Consider the following 21,022-nt stretch of genomic DNA (forward strand, 5'->3'; position numbering starts at 1 on the left):
GAAGTGCAATAGTTTATCGGATTTAAAATACGCCAAAATCCTAGAAGAATGATTTAGATAAGACTAGAATGCCTTAGAAGAGGGATTTTGCTATATTAAATTTAAAGTTTGAAGAGTTTTAGTCGTGAAGGAGGAAGTGAAAATTGAGTTCTAGCTTTGAACCACAAAGAAGAATAAAAGAATTGGAAGATAATTTTTTAGTACAGGACTGGATGGACTCTGCGCCTTTGACTGCGCAGGCAGATAACAGTGTACAGGAGCTGGCAGAATTGATGGCAGATTCCCAAAAAGAAAGTGCAGTCATTGTAAGCAGTGATAATAAACCAATTGGACTCGTTACGCCGCGACTTATGCTGCCATATCTCTTATCTGGTGCAGGAAGCAGTCCGGTTGCTGATTTTTTAGGTAAGGAAGATTTTATTATCATTCAGCAAAATGAGCCGTTGCTGAATGTTTATAGAAGTAATGTGGCATGGTTTATCGTTAGAGACGAGAACAATAAATTATTAGGTTTGCTAAATAGAAATAATATTTCGGATGGACTATCAGATTTATTGCAAAAAGCAGATAAACTCGAACATACAGCTGAAATTTTGGACATTGTCTTAGAAAGAGCTTACGAAGGGGTTGCAGTAGTAGATCATAATGGGATTATTATTCAATTTAATGATGCTTACAGCCGATTTATTGGGATTGATAAACATTATGCGTTAGGAAAACAAGTGGAAGAAATCATAGAGAATACAAAGTTACATCAAACGATCCGAACCGGCCTTCCAGAGCGCGGGGCTATTCAGTATATTAATGGCCAGGCTATGGTTGTTCACCGGCTGCCACTATGGAAAAACGGCAAAGTGGTGGGTGCTGTGGGAATGCTTATCTTTGAAGGGTTAAACGAATTGTATAAAATTTATGAAAATATGCAGAAAAGCTATAGAAATGAGCAATTAACAAACGAAGCTGTGAATGTAAGTACAGAACGAAGTGCCCGGTTCACGCTCGATGAAATTATTGGACAAAGTGAAAGTACCATGCATTCAAAATCGTTGTCACGGAAAGTGGCTAAAAAACATATAACTGTGCTTATAACTGGGGAAAGTGGAACTGGGAAGGAAATGTTTGCTCAAAGCATCCATGAATTAAGCCCTTTTTCAACTGGTCGGTTTGTAAGCGTCAATTGCGGAGCAGTACCAGAGCAGTTAATTGAATCCGAGCTTTTTGGCTACGAGGAAGGGGCTTTTACTGGAGCGAAAAAAGGAGGAAAACCAGGGAAGTTTGAATTGGCTCAAAAGGGAACATTATTTTTAGATGAAATTGGCGAGATGCCCTTATATATGCAGACGAAACTGCTCCGCGTGCTGCAGGAGAGAGAATTCGAACGGGTGGGCGGACTGGAGTCGATTCAAACAGACGCCCGTATTATAGCTGCATCGAACCGGAATCTATATGACGAAGTGAAAAAGGGAAACTTCCGGGAGGATTTGTACTATAGAATTAACATCGTAGAAATTCCCGTTGCCCCTCTTCGGGAAAGAAAGGAAGATATCCCTTCTCTCGTTTCCCACTATTTAACGTCAATATGCAACAAGCATAAGGTGCAGGAAAAATCTATTTCCTCCGAAGCCCTTCAAGTCTTTATTCAATATAAATGGGAAGGAAATATTCGGGAGTTAAGAAACGTCATAGAGAATCTGGTGATCTTATTGGAGGAAGAAGTAATAGAAAAGAAACATATGCCTCCTTATTTATCGGTGGAGCCCGAGGACAGAAATATAAAGGGAGAACTTCCAATTCTGAAAGCCAATGATGAAGAAAAAGAAAAGCAGATTATTAATAATTCTCTTGAAAAAAATCAAGGTAATAAATTAAAAACGGCAAAAGAATTGGGCATTCATCGCACTACTCTATATCAAAAGTTAAAAAAATATAACCTAAAGTAAATGTATAAATTAATAACACTTAAACTGTAGATTGTACAAACAACCTACAGTTTTTATTTTGTAAGCGTTATTATAAAGGGATTTGAAAGTTGGCATGCTTTTTGCAATAAGAATGATAGAAAGGAGGAGAAATTTAATGAATATACCTACAGCTTTTCAATCACCAGCAATTATTCACTATGGAAAAGGGTCCTTTCAACAGGTAGGAAAAGAAACCATCCGAAAAGGGAAAAAAGCACTTATTATCAGTGATCAAATGATGGAAAAATTAGGATACATTGAGAAGTGTCGTACTTATTTGCAGGAAGAAAATGTAGAGAGCGTCGTTTATAACGGAGTAGGATCAGAACCCACAGACAAGTTCGTGGAAGAAGCATTACATTTCTTCCACCGGGAGGAGTGTGATGTGATTTTATCCATAGGCGGGGGAAGCTGCATTGATACAGCTAAATCTGTAGCGGTGCTCAGCACCAATGGTGGATATATCGGTGATTATATGGGTGGAAAAAAGCAGGCTTCCCATTTACCTTCGCCTCATATCGCCATTCCAACCACCGCCGGTACTGGCTCGGAAGCTACAGACGTTACGATAATTACAAACACTGCTAATGAAGTGAAAATGATGATAAAACAGCCGGCATTTTTGCCCGAAGCAGCTATTATCGACCCGGAGCTTTCTAAATCGGCTCCTGCAAAAGTCAAAGCTGCTACCGGAGTAGACGCTTTAAGTCACGCCATTGAAGCATATATTTCTCAAAAAGCACATCCACTGTCAGATATGATGGCACTTTCGGCAATGAAATTAATCGTGCCCAACCTACAAAAAACGTATAACAATTCAGAAGACGTAGAGGCACAGGAAAAAATGGCTTTAGGTGCCCTTCAGGCAGGCTGGGCTTTTTCAAACTCGTCTGTATGCCTGGTTCACGGGATGTCGCGTCCTATTGGAGCTCTTTTTCATGTACCACATGGTTTTTCAAACGCTATGCTGCTGCCAGCTGTAATGGAGTTCAGCCGTGAAGCTGCCATTAAACGTTTAGCAGATTTAGGCAGGATCTTCGAGCCGGAAGCTGAAAAATATACAAATGAAGAAGCGGCGGATATTGCTATTAGTTCCGTGAAAGCACTTTGCCGAAATTTGCAAATACCTAATCTGCAGGAATGGGGAATTGAACAAAAAGAATTTGAAAGCGCTATCGATAAAATGGCGAAGGATGCATTTGAAAGCGGAAGTCCTGAAAAAAACCCTAAAGTACCTTCTAAGGAAGAAATGAAAGAGTTATACCGGATTTGCTATAACTATAATTATGCTGAAGAAACCGTTAGGTAGCCGGGAGGGGAAAAATGAATATTGTCGGAATGTTAGGGCTGATTGCTTCTCTTGCGCTGTTAATATATCTTACGATGAAAGGCATTAACATTATCGTAGCAGCGCTGCTTAGTTCTATTGTTGTTGCATTAACAGGAGGGTTAAATCTTCAAAATGCCCTCTTGGATAACTATATGACCGGTTTTACTGATTACTTTGCTTCGTGGTTTTTAGTATTTCTTCTTGGAGCAATTTTTGGGAAAATCATTCAGGAAACCAAAGCGGCAGACAGTATTGCCCATTGGACGAAAGAAAAGCTTGGAGCGAAACGGGCAGTTTTTGCAGTTGTAGCTGCTGCTGCGATTATGACGTACGGTGGTGTTAGTTTATTTGTAGTCGGCTTTGCGGTTTATCCTATTGCTGTTTCGTTGTTCCAGGCCGCAAATCTTCCCCATAGGTTTATCCCGGCAGCGTTAGTGTTTGGTTCTATTTCGTTTACGATGACAGCTCCGGGATCTCCGGAGATTCAAAATATTATACCAACAGAATTTTTTGACACGGCTCCTACCGCGGGGGGAGTCATAGGTGTACTCAGTGCTCTGCTGGTGATGGTAACTGGTGGTTGGTGGCTTGGGAGAATGGTTAAAAAGGCCAGCGATAATGGAGAAGAGTTTTCTCTCCCTTATGGACCTTCTAACGAGGCCAAAGAGGAAACTGCTGCAGCAGTTGAAGCAGAAGAGAGCGAGCCGGAGCACGATCCGGACCCGGAGCATCAGCAAAAACTGCCGAATATTTTCCTGGCTTTCGCTCCTTTAGTGTTAGTAATTATTATCCTAAACGTGTTATCTCAGTTTATCGATCCTACATCTTCTTTGTTGATAGCTTTAACTGCAGGAATCGCATTAGCGTGTGTCAGTATGAGTAAATACCTGCAGGCTTTTTGGGATTACCTGGCTACCGGTACGCAGAATGCTTTAGTAGCTTTAGCAAATACATGTGCCGTGGTTGGCTTTGGAAGCGTAGCAGCTCAAGTAGCAGCTTTTGATACCGTAGTTGATGGACTGGTAAATATGCCAGGCCCGCCATTATTAGGTTTAGCTATAGGTGTAACAGTTATTTGTGGCATTACAGGCTCGGCCTCCGGAGGGTTGGGTATTGCACTCCCTATCCTGGCGCCTATTTACATGGCTCAAGGATTGAATCCGGGGGACATGCACAGAATTTCTGCGCTGGCTTCCGGGGGCATCGACTCCCTTCCGCATAATGGTTATGTTGTCACTACAATAAGGGTTATATCTGGAGAAACGCATAAAAGGTCTTATAAACCTATATTTTTTGTAAGCGTTATCGTGCCTTGTATTGTTCTATTCCTGGCTGTCATGGCTTATTCAATTTTTTAAAACAGTTTACTATATTAAAGGAGGAATTTTATTATGAAGGAACAAGCAGTAACAACCTTAAAGAATTTTATCGGCGGCGAATGGGTGGCGTCCCGGTCCGCCACCGACAAGGTATACAACCCGGCCACCAGTGAGGTGATCGCGCACGTGCCGCTTTCCTCGAAGGACGAAGTGGACGAGGCGGTGAAGGCGTCCAAAGCGGCGTACCGCGACTGGTCGAAAAAGCCCGTTCCGCAGCGCGCCCGCATTCTGTTTGCCTACCAGCAGCTGCTCATCAGCCACTGGGACGAGCTCGCCGAGATCATTACGCTTGAAAACGGCAAAAACCTGAAGGAGGCCAAAGGGGAAGTGCAGCGTGGCATCGAGTGCGTGGAATTTGCCGCCGGGGCCCCGACGCTCATGATGGGCGACCAGCTGCCGGACATTGCCACCAACATCGAGTCCGGGATGTACCGCTACCCGATCGGCGTGGTCGGCGGGATCACCCCGTTCAACTTCCCGATGATGGTGCCGTGCTGGATGTTTCCGCTCGCGATCGCCTGCGGCAACACGTTCGTAATGAAGCCGTCCGAGCGGACCCCCATGCTCGCGAACCGGCTGGCCGAGCTGTTCGAGGAAGCCGGGCTTCCGAAGGGCGTGCTGTCCGTGGTGCACGGCGCGCATGACGTGGTCAACGGGCTGCTGGAGCACGACGATGTGCCAGCGATTTCCTTTGTCGGCTCCCAGCCGGTCGCCGAATACGTGTATAAAAACGGCACGGCGCACGGCAAACGCGTCCAGGCCCTCGCCGGGGCAAAAAACCACACGCTTGTCATGGAGGATGCGGATCTCGATAACGCGGCCTGGCAGATTCTGAACGCCGCCTTCGGCTCCGCCGGGGAACGGTGCATGGCCGCTTCCGTCGTCGCGGTGCAGGAAAGCGTCGCCGATCAGCTGGTGGACAAAATCCAGGCGTATGCCGACGACGTCACTATCGGCAACGGCCGCGAAAAGGACGTGTTCCTCGGGCCGGTCATCCGCGAGGGCCACCTCGAGAAAACGAAGGCCTACATTGACAAAGGCGTGGAAGAAGGCGCGACGCTCGTGCGTGACGGCCGCCAGGACGAGGTCGCCAAGGACGGCTACTTTATCGGGCCGACGATTTTTGACCACGTGCAGCAGACGATGACGATCTGGCAGGACGAAATCTTCGCGCCGGTCTTATCCATTGTGCGGGTGCCGGACCTGACCGCCGGCATTGCGTGGGCGAACGAGTCCCGCTTTGCGAACGGCGCCTGCCTGTTTACGAGCTCCGGGCACAGCGTCCGCGAATTCCGGGAAACCATCGACTCCGGGATGCTCGGCATCAACGTCGGCGTGCCCGCCCCGATGGCGTTCTTCCCGTTTTCGGGCTGGAAGGATTCCTTCTACGGCGACCTGCATGCGAACGGCAAGGACGGGGTGGAATTCTACACCCGCAAAAAAGTGGTGACTGCCCGCTGGTGACTGTATATAAAAAGAGTAACCCCTTGTTAAATACGCGGGGTTACTCTTTTTTATTTCCTTATCGTTATCGTTAAAAATTATAAAGTAGGAAGCTTCGGGTGTAAAAAATTGCCGCCTTTGTTTATTTCTTGTCCATGTCTGGAAGAGTGTTGTGCATATAGTCAGGAGCAGGCTTCAGCTCGGGCTTGCCACCATGAGCCTTTGGTTCAGAGACATATTCAAAGGAGTGGCCGTCCGGTGCTTTATCCTTCAGCCAGCTGAGATTCGCGCTCTGCTCGCCTTCTGAGAAGTTCATCAGCTGATGGGAAAACTCGGTTGCTTCCCACTGCTCCGGTACGGTGGATGGTGCCGTGAAGCCTTCTTTTTGCTCGAGTTCTTTAATCGCTGCGGCCCACTGGTTCTGGTGCATCGTGTCCCGGGCGAGTAAGAAGGAAAGCATCTGGCGGACGCCTTTGTCCTCGGTCATTTCATACAGGCGGGCCACCTGGAGGCGTCCCTGTGATTCCGCGTTAAGGTTGGCCCGGAAATCACTGAGCACATTGCCGCTCGCAACAATATAGCCGGCGTTCCAAGGGACGCCATTGCTGTCTTTAGGCACAGCGCCAAGGCCGGAAACAATCGCATGCTGTGGATTCATGTCACCCATGATGGATTCAACGATTGGATTTTTAGCTGCTTCTTCCTGTTCTTCCACAGGTGCGTCATCAAGCAGCTGGGCGATCATGGTCGCGATCATTTCGATATGGCCGAATTCTTCCGTACCAGTATCCATTAACATGTCTTTATACTGCTCGTTGCCACGGGTGTTCCAGCCCTGGAACATGTACTGCATCGCTACAGAGATTTCTCCGAACTGGCCGCCGAGGATCTCCTGCAGCTTTTTGGCATAGACGGGATCCGGGCGGTCTGGCTTCGCGTGAAATTGCAGCTCTTTACGGTGAAAAAACATAAATGAATAACCCCTTTTTGTAATAAATACTTAGTTTATCTAGTTGAATTTGTATCGTCCATTTCGTAAATAAAACAACATATCACCCTGGCGTTCGGGTAAGCCGCCCTCCTTTCCAAAAATCATAAAAAAAGAGCCAGAAAAAGGAGGCATCTCCCTTCTCTGGCTCATAACTCAGCTTTTATCTGGTTATTACCGCCATGCAATATGATGTACTGCTTATGTTATAGCCAATAATTGAAATATTTAAACGTAGAGCCTCTATTATTTTAAAAGCCTGCAGCATTTTTAGGAATACGAAGATTTTTATAAGCCGGTTGAAAGTGTGCTAATATAAATATGCTGCTTTCGTACGTCATTTCACATGAAAGACAAGGGAGGAGGAAGCAAAATGAAGCTTGATAGGTTTACTTTGGGACAGGTATTTGAAACGAATACATACAGGGTAACAAAGGAGGATGTCCTGCGGTTCGCACGCGAATTTGACCCGCAGTATATGCATATAGATGAAGAAAAAGCTGCTGCAGGAAGATTCAACGGTATTATTGCCTCGGGTATTCATACGATCAGCATCACGTTTAAGCTCTGGGTGGAAACAGGGATGTACGGCGACGATGTCATAGCAGGTACGGAAATGAATCATATTAAATTCATGAAGCCGGTGTACCCGGACGACGAGCTGCGGGCGTATGCTGAAGTAACAAGGATAGAAGCGAAAAAGGAAACGGAAGGTATTCTTACGGTAATGCTGAGAACATACAATCAGACGGATACAAAGGTATTTGAAAGCGAATTGTCGGCTCTGATTAAACGCTAATCTCATATAGAAAAAGCCAGCCGTGTATTAACAACGGGCTGGCTTTTTCGTATTACTATGAGCTGCCGCCTTTAGCAAATTCACGAAGACGTTTCAGGTGAATCGGAGCATCCATCTGGTCATCAACGTTCATTTCAATAAAATGGAGGGTATCCTTCCGATCAAGACGTGCAACAGCCTCCTCGAATTCAGCGGAGGAGGAAACGCTTATTGTTTCGGCGTCCGGATAAAAGCTTTTGACGAGCTGAATATAGTCCCAGCGTGGGATGTCGTTGTAGCGGGCATGTGTATTTTCTGTATTTAAATAACGTTCTACAGTGTAGCCGTCATTGTTTAAAAAGAAAATCACCGGCTTAAGATTCTGTTCGGCCATTGCGCTCAGCTCCTGGGCGGTCAGCTGAAACGACCCGTCTCCGATAAATAAAAGCACGCGCCGCTCCGGAGCTGCAAGCTGGGCCCCAAAGGCTGCCGGCAGGGCGTAACCAATACTCTGCCACGAGCCCTGGGAAATAAACAACGTATTCTCCGGGAGACGTACATGCGGCAGACCGTAGGAAAAGGTGCCGGTTTCAGCGACAACAATATCCTCGGGGCGGAGCATTTTTTGGATAATAGGATAGTACGTTTCTGCCAGCAGCCGTTCGGAATAGTTTTCAGACGGAAAATCATAGAAGGACGGAAAATATTCCGGCCCTTCAAATGTACGGCATTCCATCAGAGTAAGAGCATCAATTACTTCATCGACCGCCGTATTGTAACGGGCTTTGTTTTGGATGGAAATATTCTGCGGCTGGATGTCAATCCGCTTCTCCACGGGTAGATCGGCGGTGAATTTCGCCATATTAAAGTCGGATTCAAGCAGGCCGGCAGTGATAATTAAATCGGCGTTTTCTACATAATCACGCACCTGCTGGCTGCCAAAGGCACCACCGTATATGCCGATATAGAGCGGGTGCTGCTCATTAAAACCGCTTTTTCCCTGCATCATCTGGGCAGTTGGAATATTTAAGTGTTCCGCCAGCTGTAAAATAGTGTTCTCCATATGGTAGCGGGACGTAAAAATATCCACTAGCAGCACTGCATTTTCTACCTGATTGATTGTTTCTTTCATCAGCTGTGCTGTTTCCTGCACGACGAGCTCGTCGCTCGTATAGGAGAGCTCCTGCTGCACTCCAGGCATTTCGATGGAAGTCGCTGCCACGTCCTGGGGGACGTCAATGTAGACCGGCTTTCGTTCGCGGACAGCGGAGGCGATCGCTTTCGGAATTTCAGCGGTGGCGTTTTCAGCGGTGATTTTTACTGCATAGCACGTGATTTCCTGATGCATACGCAGAAATACCGAGTAGTCGCCGTCCATCAGGGTATGATGGGCTTTAACACCATTTTCCTGCATGGATGAGGCCGGAGATCCGACAATTTGGATTAACGGTATGTGTTCACTGTAGGCGCCGGCGACAGCGTTTGAAGCGCTCAATTCCCCGACACCAAATGTAGTGATTAAGGCGCTTAGCCCTTTGACATGGGCGTATCCATCAGCGGCGTAGCCGGCATTCAACTCATTTCGGTTATCGACAAAGCGTATGCCGCTGTAGCTTTCAAGTTCATCAAGCAGGGCGAAGTTATAGTCGCCCGGTACGCCGAATATTTCTGTGACGCCTTCTTTTTCAAGGCAGTCGTATAAAAAAGAACTGACTGTTTGTTGTGCTGCCATAATGTACCTCCTGAACTGGATAATAGTAGGCTGTTCCCGTATTAGCAGGAATTTAGACATAAACCAGGAGGGGAATTGCCTGCAGCAGTAAATAATTACAAAAATACCTGTCCCTACAGGGTAGTAATAATCGGTCCGTCCTTAGTGAGAATAATTGTATGCTCGTACTGAGCTACATAGCTGTCATCAGTCAAAAGGGTCCATTCGTCGTCAGACTGGAAAACCTCCTCTTCTGAAGTAGAGATAAACGGCTCAAAGGCAATGACTGTGCCATCCTTTAAAATTTCATCGTCCCAGCGGGAGAAATAGCTGAAAATATGCTCCGGAGGCTCATGAATCGAGCGCCCAATACCGTGGCCGGTGAGATTTTTGATAACAGTTAATCCGTGCTTTTTAGCCACATTGTGCACAGCTTTTCCGAGCGCGCTTTTTTTCGCCCCGGGTTTAGCTTTCTCAAGGCCGGCGTCAAACGCTTCTTTCGCAGCATCGCATATTTTCTGTAACACGGGGTCGGCTTTACCGACCACAAAGGAAACCCCGGTATCGGCGAAATAACCATTTTTCGAGCCGGAAACATCAATATTGACCAGGTCGCCCTCCTGAATGGTCCTCTCGCCCGGAATTCCGTGCGCGACTTCCTCATTGATGCTGATGCACGTCTGCCCGGGAAAATCGTACACGCCCTTTGGGGCAGACTGAGCCCCTGATTGGTTGAAAAGCTCTTCTGCCATGTCATCAAGTTCCTTTGTTGTGATCCCCGGTTCGGCTGCCTGGACTAATTTGTCGCGAATCGCTCCGCAAATTTCGCCAATTTCCCGTAGCCCCTGAAAATCCTCTTCTGTTTTTGCAATCATTGTGTATCCTCACTTTTTAAGCAGTTTATGTTGATCATTTCATTTAGATTCTATCATAAAAAATTTGAGGGGAACTGCCTGGACGATGAAAATATCTTCCTTGTTTGGACGGCTTCTTTTTCGTGAATAAATATTAGTAAGAAAGGACGTGATTGGTTGAACCGTTTACAATACGAAAAATCGCCCTATCTCCAGCAGCATAAAAGCAACCCGGTGGACTGGTATCCATGGGGAAAAGAGGCTTTTGAAAAGGCAGAGGCAGAAAACAAACCACTAATGGTCTCCATTGGCTACTCGACCTGTCATTGGTGCCATGTGATGGAGCAGGAAAGCTTTGAAAACGCAGAAGTGGCTGCGGTATTAAATGAGAAATTTATACCGGTGAAGGTAGATCGGGAGGAGCGCCCGGATGTGGATGCCATCTACATGTCAGCATGCCAGGCGATGAACGGTCACGGCGGCTGGCCGCTGAACGTGTTCATCACACCGGATCAGAAGCCCTTCTATGCGGCCACCTATATTCCCCGGAATCAAATGGGCAGCATGCCTGGGATTATGGACGTCCTGAGCCAGCTTTCAGATATTTACCGGGACGATCCCGAGCGGGTGGCGCAGGTGGGCAGTGATATTTCCAAAGCGCTGGAGCCGCGGGCTGTGGAAACGAGACAGTTGAATATCAACAACGTGCATACAGCGTTCCGGGCCTTTACCCAGCAGTTTGATTCCTCCTACGGCGGATTCGGCTCTGCGCCGAAATTTCCAAGCCCTCATATTGTGATGTACCTGCTGCATTACTATCATCAGTTTGAAAGCGAGGGCGCGCTGTACATGGCCACCTCCACGCTTGATGCGATGGCTTCTGGAGGCATCAGAGACCATATTGGCGGTGGTTTTTCCCGTTACGCGACAGATCAGGCGTGGTTGGTGCCCCATTTTGAAAAAATGCTGTACGATAACGCGCTGCTTTTAATGGCTTATACGGAGGCCTACCAGCTGACAGGCGAAACGAGATATAAGGAAGTGGTGGAGGAAATTATTGAGTACGTCCACCGGGACCTTACGCATGAAGAAGGTGCGTTTTTTTGCGGAGAGGATGCTGACAGCGAAGGGGAAGAGGGCAAATTTTACGTCTGGACCCCGGAGGAGATTGAAGACGTGCTCGGGGAGGAGCGCGGTGAACAGTTCGCTATTGAGTATGGTATCGACCCCGCCGGAAACTTTGAAGGAAAAAGCATTCCTAACCGGATCAACCGTCCGACTGCCGGCTGGAGCGATGCCGAACGCCGCGGGGCGCTGCAGGACTTGTACGAACATCGGGAAAAGCGGGTTCGTCCGTTCCGGGATGAAAAAATACTAACGTCCTGGAATGGCTGGATGATTGCCTCGATGGCTAAAGCAGGACGGGTGTTTCAGGAGGAAAAATGGACAGAATTTGCTGAGGAGGCGTACCGTTTTATTGAAAACCGGCTCCAGGATCAAAACGGCCGCTTTAAAGCCCGCTGGAAGGATGGCGACGTGCAGTACGATGCGTACGTGGATGACTATGCCAATATGATCTGGGCCAGCACCGAGCTGTATGCCTCGACGTGGAAGCCGGAGTATATTGAAAAGGCATCTGACTGGGCAGAAACGATGATCAGCTACTACTACGACCGGGAAAACGGCGGGTTCTTTCTGACAGCATCCGATGGGGAATCCCTTTTGTTCCGGCCGAAGGAAGCGTTTGACGGAGCCGCTCCTTCCGGCAACAGTGTAGCTGCGGTACAGCTGATGAGACTCGCCCATCTTACCGGCAATATGGAATTTGAACGGACGGCTGAAAAAACGTGGGAAGCTTTTTCGGCTTCAATCGAACAGGCGCCGACTGCCTTTGGGCATCTTATGCAGGGGCTGGTGCTTTTTCACGGAGACAGAAAGGAAGTAGTTATCCGGCCTGCACAGGATGATGAAGCGTTTCGGGTAAAAACCTACATTCAGCGTGCCTTTCATCCGGAGGTGACAAGTCTGGTTGCCGAAGAGGACACTGATCTCAGCCGGGCGGCCCCGTTTGCAGAGGATTATCCGGTGCAAAACGGAAAGACCACTATTTATGTCTGCCGGGGCTTTTCCTGCCATGCGCCTGTACACAGTACGGAGAGCATGAAATATTTATTCGGCGCCGGGCAGGACAACCAATGACCATTATTACGGTGGAAGCAGAAAACAACGCATGGATCCCGGATATGTCCGAACGGCTTAAGCGTTATTTTCCTGAAGCCAGGCTGATCGAGCGACTTGCGGAAATTCCTGAGGATCCGTGGGAGTGGGTCGAGGCTGAACGACAGCGGAACCGGGAGGCGAAGCAGTGGGAAGAGGAAGGCGTGCCGGTAATCGTGGAAGGAGATGTGCTTGCCCCGTTTATGAAGGCCTGGATGCACTATTTCCGCAGGCCCTGGCCGGAGCTGTACGAGCTCGATGATTACTACCGCAAGCGTCTGCAGGACTTTCGGCTTCATCTGTCGCAGCGGTACGTATTCATCCAGCAGGAGGAAAAGAAAAAATGGCGGTGGCCGAAGCGGAAATCTCCGCTCGAAGAAGAGAAGGAAGCCAAATACCGTTATTACAACGGCATGAAGTCGCATACACCGGAGCTGATAGATCTAGTGTCGTACGACTGGATGGGGGCATATCCTGAATACCTTGAACAGCACTGGCCGGCAGAGCACCCCAAACGGGAATGGCCGATGCAGCTGTATGAGTTTATGGTTTATTTTGCTGCGAATCAGCGGGCGTGACAAAAGTCGCTCCCGTTTTTTCTCTCTTTATTTAAAGCGTGATACAATAATAAAAGCATGTAATGAAGGGTTCTGACAACATGAGTGCCATTGTGGAATTTGTTTTAATCGCTGTTATTATTTTTACCGGAAGCTTTATCCAGGGCGTCAGCGGCTTTGGTTTCGGCTTGTTCGTGATGAGCTTTGTGCCGTTTTTCTTTACGCTGCAGTTCAGCTCACTCCTCGTTATTTCACTTTCGGTTATTACCGCCCTGAGCATTATAGGCAAGGTCTATAAACACATCCAGTGGGCGCAGCTCGGATATTTGCTGGCAGCCACCGCAGCAGGAAGATTTGCAGCTTTTTTTATACTACATAACTTTGGGGAAATGGACATCCTGAAAAAAGTACTCGGTCTCGTGCTTCTCGGCATGGTCGTGTATACCTTTGCCCAAAAGCCGGATAAAAAGCTGCGGCCGGTCCCGAAATGGGTTCCGCTCACGCTTGGCTTCTGCGGTGGGCTGGTAGGAGGCGTATTTGGTGTCGGCGGTCCTTTTTTTGTTGTTTATTTTTTATTAACCACAGCCAACAAGTATCATTACACAGCGAACCTGCAGATTACATTCTTAATCGGAAGTCTTTTGACCGTTCTTGCCCACGCAGGCGCCGGCGACTATTCAAAGGAGCTGCTGCTTTATATTCCAATAGGAATCGTGTGTGTGCTGCTTGGAACAAGAATTGGCATCCGCTATTTTGAAAAGCTGCCGCAAAAGCATATTCGTACACTCACGGCCGTTATTATTGGAATAGCCGGTCTCAATATGCTGTTTTTTGCTTGAAACTAAAATGGAAAGGAGGAGTTCCCTGATGCCGAGGCAGCGAACAATCGACCGAAGAACGCTTTTTCAGGAAACGGAAAGGCTAATCATGGAAGAAGGCTACCATTCGTTTCATTTCAAAGCCCTGTCGGAGCGACTCGGGGTGGCGAGAAGCACTATTTACAACTATTACGCTAAAAAGGAAGAATTAGTGACGGCCTATATGCTCGACAAGCTGGAGCATGTCTTTGCCCAGCTTGATGAAGCCGACCGGCAGCCGGATTTTTCCATACGGATGAAGGCCTATATCCGGGTGTGGGTGCAGCAGGCCTCGGTCCATCAGGCCTTTGACATTTTCCCGGTTATGGACCACCATGCTTCGGCGCAGGTGGAAATAAACGTAGAACAGCTACAGCAGTACCTGGGCATGCTCGGGAGCCGTGCGTATACAATGATTGAAGCCGGCAAAAGAGAAGGAGCTATCCGCGGGGACCTCCCGACACATGGCATCACAAGGATGCTGATGGTGTCCGTACAGGCGCCGGATCCGTCCCTGAATGAGGAGGAGTGGGTGGAGACCATTTATAATATTTTTTTAAACGGTATCAGACATCCATAAATAATTTTTAAATTTAAATGACACTAGTGTCATTTTCGTTCAAAACAAAGTATACTGGGGGTAATGATACTGGGGGGAAAAACGTGAAAAAAATAATTGCAAAACCAAAGCTGATTTTATTATTTATTGCGATGCTGGTCATTGTCGGTACGTTGTCTTTTTTCCAGCTGCCGCAAAAAGAAATTCCATCAACAAATCCACCGGTGGGACAGGTGACTACGGTCTATCCCGGAGCCTCGGCCGAAGAAGTGGAAACGACGGTCACGAATCAGCTCGAGGAAGAGCTTGATAACGAATCGGCCACAGCGTCTATTTCTTCGGTCTCCTCACCCGGGCTGTCGTCCATTACTGTAGAGCTTGATGAGAGCACGGAAAACCCGGAGCAGGTGTGGAACAGTCTTGAACAGAGGCTCTCACAGGTAAGCACCTCGTTTCCGGACGATGCCGAAGAGCCGTCCATCAACAGTGAACTGAGCCAGCAGGGGCTCGCTATCTATCAGCTCACGGTGGAGGAGGAAGCGGTTCCGGAGGCGGTACAGTTAATTGAGAACTGGGAGCAGCGGTTCACCGGGCTACCTGATATCGACAGTCTGGAAATCACCGGCGACGTGGAGCGTGAGTTGCAGGTCCGTCTCGACAGTGAAGCACTGGAGGAGGAAGGGCTTCAGTCCGGCCAGGTTATCGGGGCGCTTTCTTCCGCCTCGGAAGTCATTCCGCCCGGCGAATGGCAGCGGGACGGAGAGCAGTACCAGGTAGAGCTTGAAGCGCTTGAAAATGTGGAAGACTGGGAAAACATTGAAATAAGTACGGGACAGCAGAGCAATGGGGAAAGCACTATGCTTGGCGATGTCGCAACTGTGGAAAACACCTATGCTCCGATTGAAGAACAGGTGGAGTATAATCAACAGTCGGCCCTGTCGGTAACATTCTTTCTCGCGGAAAACGCGAGTGTGCCACAGGCGCAAAGCAATTTAGATGAAGTGATAGCGGATTTTAAGCAGCAGCTGCCTGAAGGGATGGAGCTGACCCAGCTATATACACAGGGCGATGTCGTGGATGATTTATTTTCAAGTCTGGCCATCTCCTTCGTGGTGGCATTTGTATCGGTATTAATTGTATGCTCCATCGGTCTGCGGCTGCGGACGGCGCTGTCGGTAGCCATATCGATCCCAGCGGCGCTTGCAATCGGGATGATTCCTCTTCCATTTACCGATGTAGGCCTGAATCAAATTTCTTTAATTGCTTTTATCATCTCACTCGGGATTCTTGTGGATGATGCGATTGTCGTAAACGACAACATTGACCGCCGGCTCCGGATGGGTGACAGCCCAATTGATGCAGCGAGCAACGGAGTGCGCGAAGTGCTTGTCTCAGTTATCGTGTCGACGCTTGCTGTCGTATTCACTTTTTTTCCGCTTTTATTCCTTCCGGGCGCGGCGGGTTCATTTATTCGCCCGCTGCCTGTAGTGCTGATTACGGTATTGATTTCGTCTACACTGCTCGCCATCTTTTTTATCCCTATTTACCGTGGCATTGTGGAAAAAAGAAGAAAGAAGAAGGACAGGCGCCCCTCACCGGGATTTCTGGGCTCCTTTCTTGACCGATCAGCAAGCTGGTACAGTAAACGCGTGCTGACGCGTGTCGTGAAAAGGCCGGTTATTGTGTCGCTTACCGGCCTGATACTCGGGACGTCGGCATTTGCGCTCGTGCCTTATACACCGATCGAATTTTTCCCGGACACGGAGCGGGAGGAAGTATTTATCGAAGCTTCTGTGCCGGAAAATACTCCGCTTGAAGAAACGGAAGCCGAAGCGGAGGAAGTCAGCAGCTGGCTGCAGGAACGAGAGGGAGTAACGTCGGTATCTTCATATGCGGGAACGGAAATTCCTACCGTATTTTCAGGTGGCTCAGGAGGTGGTGCTGCCGGATCAAATGATATGAATTTTCTCGTTTACGTGAATCCTGAAGAAATTCCAGCGAGGCAGGGAAGCGAAATATGGCCGAAAGAAATACGGGACACCTTTGACAATGTTGAAGCTCAGGGGTCCATTGTCGAATCCGGTCCTCCGGTGGGAGCCCCGATTGCAGTCGAGCTCTCCGGAGAAGAAACGGACGAACTATTTTCTGCTGCAGCGGAGGTTGAATCGTTGTTTGCAGAAACAGAAGGTGTTGACTTAGCGGTTTCAAACGCCAATCAGAACGTAAACCAGTGGCAGTTCGAGCGGGACGGAGAAGCTTTGGAAGGTACAGGTGTAACTAATGAGGCCATAAGTACAGAGCTTCGCCTGCTCGGGGAAGGGTTACCATTTGGGCAGTGGAACGAGAATAATGAAATTGTGCCAGTCCAAATAATGTATGATAACGGCGAGCAGGTGACAAACAACGACCTGGACCAGATTGTTATGGCCAGAGACGAAGGCGGCGAAGCAGTTACTTTAAGTGACCTGGGCGAGGGGGTGGAGGAAACGACAACCTCCGCCATTCCGCACGAAAACACGGAGCGGACCATTACGGTACGTGCCTATCCGGGAGATGCTTCTGAGGATGAGATTTTAGAGGCGGCTGGGGATTCTCTTGACTCCATTGAAAATGAATACGGCGGCGTCAATGTCCAGGTGGGGGGAGAGACATCCGAACGAAACGATGTATTTATTGATATCGGACAAATATTTATTGTAGTGGTTTTCCTGCTGCTCATATTATTTGCGCTGCAGTTCTATTCGCTGCGCATCCCGTTTATCGTTTTGAGTGCAGTGTATGTGGCAATCGCAGGGGTCATTCTCGGTTTGTTCCTTACACAGACAGGTCTCGGATTCATGTCGATGATGGGGGCAGTCAGCCTTGCCGGCATCGTCGTACGGAATGCGGTCGTTATGATAGAATTTATGGAACAGCGCATACGGAGCGGTGAAGGTGTTAAAGAAGCCGTGGTGGCAGCGGGGGAAGCACGATTCCGGCCAATTCTTTTGACAAGCCTGACATCCATCGCTGGTCTTCTTCCGATCGCTCTTGGAGACAACCCGTTGTTTCAGCCGCTGGGAACAGCTATTGTGACAGGGCTTGTCTTTTCCACCATCCTGACACTATTGCTGGTTCCGGCCCTGTACACCTGGAAAACGGAAAGCGACCAAAAACGACGTGCGCGAAAATCAAAGAAATAAGGTGAATGGTATTGAAACAGCTCGCAATTATTCCCTGCGGGGCGAAAAAAGCCTGGGACACGGAGCCGGCTCTCGGGCCACTTCCTGTAAAACACGTGTATCAGAGTACGTTTCATCAGCTGTGCCGGGCTTACGCAGAGACATTCGCTGATCAGTGGGCCGTACTCTCCGGGAAACACGGGTTTATGTACCCACAGGAGCTCATTGATACAAATTACGATGTTACATTTGGAAAAGGACAGCAGGATGAGGTTACCCGGGCTTTCTGTATGCAGCAGTGGCAGGAAAAACAGATGAGTGAGTACGACCAATATGTCGTACTGCTCGGCAAAAAATACGATACGGTCGTGACAAGGATACTGCCTATGGAAAGAACTGTTTTTCCGCTCCGGGAATACCGCGGGATGGGGTACATGCAGCAGGCGCTAAAGCAGGCGGTAGCAAGCCATCGCCCGCTTCCCCTTCATGCCCGGGAAGAAGAGTCATGGTAGAAACGATCCTGTTTTTTCTGACAGCAGCTGTCGTGTTAATGGCGCTTACGTACATCCCTGTGCTCGGCACCTATCTATCGTTGTTTCAAACGATGGTGCACGAAAACGGTCATGCTTTCATGGCGCTTGCCACCGGCGGGAGAGTGCGGTCGATCTCTTTATTTTATACGAGGGAGGGACTTGCTGAAACTGGCCATAAGGGCAAGCTTGGCCAGGCGCTTACAACGTTTGCCGGCTATCCGTTTGCAAGCGGAATGGCCGTTCTTTACAGCTGGATATTTACTTCGGGCTGGTACAGCGGACTCATGATTGGCCTCGTAGGCCTGCTCATTTGGAATACGCTTCTATGGGTTCGCAATCCTGCCGGGATTATCTGGGGGCTGGCAGCTTCGGGCGGAGGGCTGTATCTGCTTATCGAAAATATGATTATGCTTATGATGTGGATTATGTTCATTCTCGGCGTGCTTCTGGTTATTCAGTCGGTTCGCTCGGCCTGGATCATTCTGCAGCGGAGTCTGCAGATGCCGGGGGATGCCGGAGATGCTACAGGGATGTACCGGGTGAGCCGCATCCCCGCGCAGGTATGGGGTGTGCTCTTTTTTGCACTGGCGCTTGCAGCCGCATGGTTTTCAGCCGGTTTTTGGCTGCATTGGGACAGTGCTGTACTTATTTAGGGAAAACGCTTAGTCGTTTTCTCTTTTTTATCCGGAAAAACAGGCGGCGTTAACAAACCGAAGCTGTTTTGGTAAAAAGGAAGATTTTAAAGCTTGAAGAATACTTTAAAGCGAAAATGGGAAAAGCTGAAGTGAAAAAGAGATTTTCAGAAATGAGGGATAGCGAGTGACCGAAACCATCAATCCGAGTCAGAAAATATCAGCTTCAGTTGATAAGCTGTGGGAAGAGGAAATAGAGTTTTTGCAGACGATCGCCCGGTTTCCGAGTACGATCGAATATGAAGGTTCGCTTCAATTATACTTAAAGAATTTTTTCCAGAACGAGCTTCAGATGGACGTGGAGACAGTGGATGTCGATGAAAAAGAAATCAGTTCTCTTCCGGGGTACTCCCCGAGCGAGTGGTCCTACGCGGGCCGTCCGGTAGTAGTGGCAAAAGCGCCGGGCAGTTCGAGGGATTCCGGCGGGAAGAGTCTGCTATTCCAGGGCCATGTGGACGTCGTAAGCCCAGAGCCAAAGCACAAATGGAGCGTGGATCCATGGGGAGCCCATCGTATTGGGGACCGTATGTACGGACGCGGTGTACTCGATATGAAAAGCGGCGTTGCGGCAATGATTTATGCCTATAAAGCCATACAGGATGCAGGCTACGAACCGTCAGCTGATTTTTCCATCAAAACGGTTATTGAAGAAGAAGCAACAGGCAACGGAACGCTCGCAGCAGCGAATGCCGGGCACCTGGCTGATGCCGTTCTCATTCCGGAGCCGTTTGGGCAGTGTCCATCCACCGCCCAGCTCGGAAGCATCTGGCTTCGCATTCATATCGATACGAGCAGCAACCTCAAGTCGGATCAAACCGGTGTCGGAGCGAATGCCATCGAAAAAGCACAGAGCGTGATTGAAGCTCTCCAGAGCTACCGGGAATACGTCAACCGGGATGAACAAAAGCCGCCGGAATTTGCTCATATGACAGAACCGATCGACGTTGAGGTGGGAACGATGCACAGCGGGGACTTTGCCTCCAATATTCCTGTAGAAGCGACCCTTGAGGTGAGGTCTGCAATTTACCCGGGGAAGGACCCGGCCGAAGGCAAGCAGGATTTAATCGATTGGATTCTCGATAAAACGAAAGACGATGAATGGCTCCGCGAATACCCGCCCTCTTTCGAATCCTTCGGCTTTCATGCCGAGGGGATGGTGATGCCTGAGGAAGACCCGCTATTTGCCAAGCTCGATGAAGCCCACGAAATGGTGACCGGAAAACAATGCGGCAGACAGGCGATTCCGGTAACGACAGATGCCCGGTATTACGGCCTTTATTATAATACTCCGGTTACATGCTACGGCCCATCTGGGGCAAAGATGCACGAGCCCGATGAATGGGTGGACCTTGAAAGTGTAAAAAATGTAACAAAGGTGTACGCAGACTTTTTAATCCGGTGGTGCGGCATTCATAAAAAGGAAGGGGAAAGCTGATGAGCTATTCGCGAGCCTTGATTGTGATTGATTACACGATGGACTTTGTGGCAGAGGAAGGTGCACTCACCTGTGGAGAGCCGGGACAGAAAATCGAAGGCGCTATTTATCAATTAATCGAAACGTATCAGGCCGCAGGTGATTTTGTCGTATTTGCCCTCGACCGCCACGAAGAAGGAGATGATTATCATCCGGAAACGAAGCTGTTCCCTTCCCATAATATAGCTGGAACGAAGGGGAGGGACCTTTATCGAAGCATTCAGAGCCTGTATGAATCCATGCGACACCAGCCGAATGTTTGGCAGGTGGACAAAACAAGGTATAGTGCATTTGCAGGAACCAACCTGGAGCTGAAGTTAAGGGAACGTGGCATTACCGAGCTTCATCTTGCGGGGGTCTGTACCGATATCTGCATTCTTCATACAGCAGTGGATGCCTACAATAAAGGATTTGATATCGTCATTCATCAGGATGCCGTGGCAAGCTTTGACGAGGAAGGGCACGCGTTTGCGCTGAAACACGCAGAAAACATTTTAGGGGCATCAGTCCAATAGAAAGGAAGAAACT

The 21,022-nt window shown here is 48.7% G+C and carries 17 protein-coding genes; 14 read left to right on the top strand and 3 right to left on the bottom strand.

What is annotated here, in order from left to right:
* The first annotated feature begins 143 nt into the window (after positions 1-143).
* The 4 genes from Q0757_RS01310 to Q0757_RS01325 all read left to right on the top strand — a co-directional run bounded on the left by Q0757_RS01310 (position 144) and on the right by Q0757_RS01325 (position 6,134).
* Complete coding sequence (locus Q0757_RS01310; RefSeq protein WP_298783940.1) at positions 144-1,940, top strand: sigma 54-interacting transcriptional regulator; 1,797 nt, start codon at positions 144-146, stop codon at positions 1,938-1,940.
* Between the two features lie 94 nt (positions 1,941-2,034).
* Positions 2,035-3,270: an iron-containing alcohol dehydrogenase gene (locus Q0757_RS01315; protein ID WP_298783942.1), complete on the top strand. Its 1,236-nt coding sequence runs from the start codon at positions 2,035-2,037 to the stop codon at positions 3,268-3,270.
* Positions 3,271-3,284: 14 nt separating this feature from the next.
* The gene (locus Q0757_RS01320) at positions 3,285-4,649 is read left to right on the top strand and encodes a GntP family permease (protein WP_298783944.1); all 1,365 of its coding nucleotides are present in this window, start codon (positions 3,285-3,287) and stop codon (positions 4,647-4,649) included.
* 33 nt (positions 4,650-4,682) lie between these two features.
* Positions 4,683-6,134, top strand: a complete 1,452-nt coding sequence (locus Q0757_RS01325; protein ID WP_298783946.1) for a CoA-acylating methylmalonate-semialdehyde dehydrogenase — start codon at positions 4,683-4,685, stop codon at positions 6,132-6,134.
* 121 nt (positions 6,135-6,255) lie between these two features.
* On the opposite strand, the gene Q0757_RS01330 is transcribed toward Q0757_RS01325, so the two are convergent.
* The gene (locus tag Q0757_RS01330; RefSeq protein ID WP_298783948.1) at positions 6,256-7,083 is read right to left on the bottom strand and encodes a manganese catalase family protein; all 828 of its coding nucleotides are present in this window, start codon (positions 7,081-7,083) and stop codon (positions 6,256-6,258) included.
* Positions 7,084-7,474: 391 nt separating this feature from the next.
* Between Q0757_RS01330 and Q0757_RS01335 the strand changes: the two genes are divergently transcribed.
* Positions 7,475-7,900, top strand: coding sequence for a MaoC family dehydratase (locus Q0757_RS01335; RefSeq protein ID WP_298783950.1), 426 nt, complete (start codon positions 7,475-7,477; stop codon positions 7,898-7,900).
* Between the two features lie 55 nt (positions 7,901-7,955).
* Here the strand turns inward: Q0757_RS01335 and Q0757_RS01340 are convergent, their stop codons facing one another.
* Positions 7,956-9,611: an alpha-keto acid decarboxylase family protein gene (locus tag Q0757_RS01340; protein WP_298783952.1), complete on the bottom strand. Its 1,656-nt coding sequence runs from the start codon at positions 9,609-9,611 to the stop codon at positions 7,956-7,958.
* Positions 9,612-9,724: 113 nt separating this feature from the next.
* Complete coding sequence (gene map / locus Q0757_RS01345; protein ID WP_298783954.1) at positions 9,725-10,465, bottom strand: type I methionyl aminopeptidase; 741 nt, start codon at positions 10,463-10,465, stop codon at positions 9,725-9,727.
* Positions 10,466-10,621: 156 nt separating this feature from the next.
* Here map and Q0757_RS01350 point away from each other — a divergent pair, with 156 nt between their 5' ends.
* From Q0757_RS01350 to Q0757_RS01390, 9 genes are all read left to right on the top strand, one after another.
* Positions 10,622-12,643 carry a thioredoxin domain-containing protein gene (locus Q0757_RS01350; RefSeq protein ID WP_298783955.1) on the top strand — a complete coding sequence of 674 codons (2,022 nt, stop codon included), beginning with the start codon at positions 10,622-10,624 and terminating at the stop codon, positions 12,641-12,643.
* The gene (locus Q0757_RS01355; protein ID WP_298783957.1) at positions 12,640-13,239 is read left to right on the top strand and encodes a hypothetical protein; all 600 of its coding nucleotides are present in this window, start codon (positions 12,640-12,642) and stop codon (positions 13,237-13,239) included. The genes Q0757_RS01350 and Q0757_RS01355 overlap by 4 nt, the downstream gene beginning before the upstream one ends.
* A 62-nt stretch (positions 13,240-13,301) precedes the next feature.
* The gene (locus tag Q0757_RS01360) at positions 13,302-14,057 is read left to right on the top strand and encodes a TSUP family transporter (protein WP_298783960.1); all 756 of its coding nucleotides are present in this window, start codon (positions 13,302-13,304) and stop codon (positions 14,055-14,057) included.
* Between the two features lie 28 nt (positions 14,058-14,085).
* Entirely contained in the window at positions 14,086-14,655 is a 570-nt protein-coding gene (locus Q0757_RS01365) for a TetR/AcrR family transcriptional regulator (protein WP_298783962.1), read from the top strand.
* 83 nt (positions 14,656-14,738) lie between these two features.
* Positions 14,739-17,816 carry an efflux RND transporter permease subunit gene (locus Q0757_RS01370; protein WP_298783964.1) on the top strand — a complete coding sequence of 1,026 codons (3,078 nt, stop codon included), beginning with the start codon at positions 14,739-14,741 and terminating at the stop codon, positions 17,814-17,816.
* A 5-nt stretch (positions 17,817-17,821) separates the two neighbouring features.
* The gene (locus Q0757_RS01375) at positions 17,822-18,307 is read left to right on the top strand and encodes a DUF6884 domain-containing protein (RefSeq protein WP_298783966.1); all 486 of its coding nucleotides are present in this window, start codon (positions 17,822-17,824) and stop codon (positions 18,305-18,307) included.
* Positions 18,301-18,981 (top strand): M50 family metallopeptidase, encoded by a 681-nt coding sequence (locus tag Q0757_RS01380; RefSeq protein WP_298783968.1) that lies wholly within the window; start codon positions 18,301-18,303, stop codon positions 18,979-18,981. Before Q0757_RS01375 ends, Q0757_RS01380 begins: the two co-directional genes overlap by 7 nt.
* 166 nt (positions 18,982-19,147) lie before the next feature.
* Complete coding sequence (locus Q0757_RS01385) at positions 19,148-20,455, top strand: ArgE/DapE family deacylase (RefSeq protein WP_298783969.1); 1,308 nt, start codon at positions 19,148-19,150, stop codon at positions 20,453-20,455.
* Entirely contained in the window at positions 20,455-21,009 is a 555-nt protein-coding gene (locus Q0757_RS01390; protein ID WP_298783971.1) for a cysteine hydrolase family protein, read from the top strand. Before Q0757_RS01385 ends, Q0757_RS01390 begins: the two co-directional genes overlap by 1 nt.
* Positions 21,010-21,022: the final 13 nt, after the last annotated feature.

This window comes from uncultured Marinococcus sp., assembly GCF_947493875.1.
Classification (GTDB): domain Bacteria; phylum Bacillota; class Bacilli; order Bacillales; family Marinococcaceae; genus Marinococcus.

Bases quoted from the DNA above. Each gene is read 5' to 3' on its own strand.
- Q0757_RS01315 (WP_298783942.1), top strand. From the start codon at position 2,035: ATGCTTTTTGCAATAAGAATGATAGAAAGGAGGAGAAATTTAATGAAT.
- Q0757_RS01320 (WP_298783944.1), top strand. From the start codon at position 3,285: ATGAATATTGTCGGAATGTTAGGGCTGATTGCTTCTCTTGCGCTGTTA.
- Q0757_RS01325 (WP_298783946.1), top strand. From the start codon at position 4,683: ATGAAGGAACAAGCAGTAACAACCTTAAAGAATTTTATCGGCGGCGAA.
- Q0757_RS01330 (WP_298783948.1), bottom strand. From the start codon at position 7,083: ATGTTTTTTCACCGTAAAGAGCTGCAATTTCACGCGAAGCCAGACCGC.
- Q0757_RS01335 (WP_298783950.1), top strand. From the start codon at position 7,475: ATGAAGCTTGATAGGTTTACTTTGGGACAGGTATTTGAAACGAATACA.
- Q0757_RS01340 (WP_298783952.1), bottom strand. From the start codon at position 9,611: ATGGCAGCACAACAAACAGTCAGTTCTTTTTTATACGACTGCCTTGAA.
- map (WP_298783954.1), bottom strand. From the start codon at position 10,465: ATGATTGCAAAAACAGAAGAGGATTTTCAGGGGCTACGGGAAATTGGC.
- Q0757_RS01355 (WP_298783957.1), top strand. From the start codon at position 12,640: ATGACCATTATTACGGTGGAAGCAGAAAACAACGCATGGATCCCGGAT.
- Q0757_RS01360 (WP_298783960.1), top strand. From the start codon at position 13,302: ATGAAGGGTTCTGACAACATGAGTGCCATTGTGGAATTTGTTTTAATC.
- Q0757_RS01365 (WP_298783962.1), top strand. From the start codon at position 14,086: ATGCCGAGGCAGCGAACAATCGACCGAAGAACGCTTTTTCAGGAAACG.
- Q0757_RS01375 (WP_298783966.1), top strand. From the start codon at position 17,822: ATGGTATTGAAACAGCTCGCAATTATTCCCTGCGGGGCGAAAAAAGCC.
- Q0757_RS01380 (WP_298783968.1), top strand. From the start codon at position 18,301: ATGGTAGAAACGATCCTGTTTTTTCTGACAGCAGCTGTCGTGTTAATG.
- Q0757_RS01390 (WP_298783971.1), top strand. From the start codon at position 20,455: ATGAGCTATTCGCGAGCCTTGATTGTGATTGATTACACGATGGACTTT.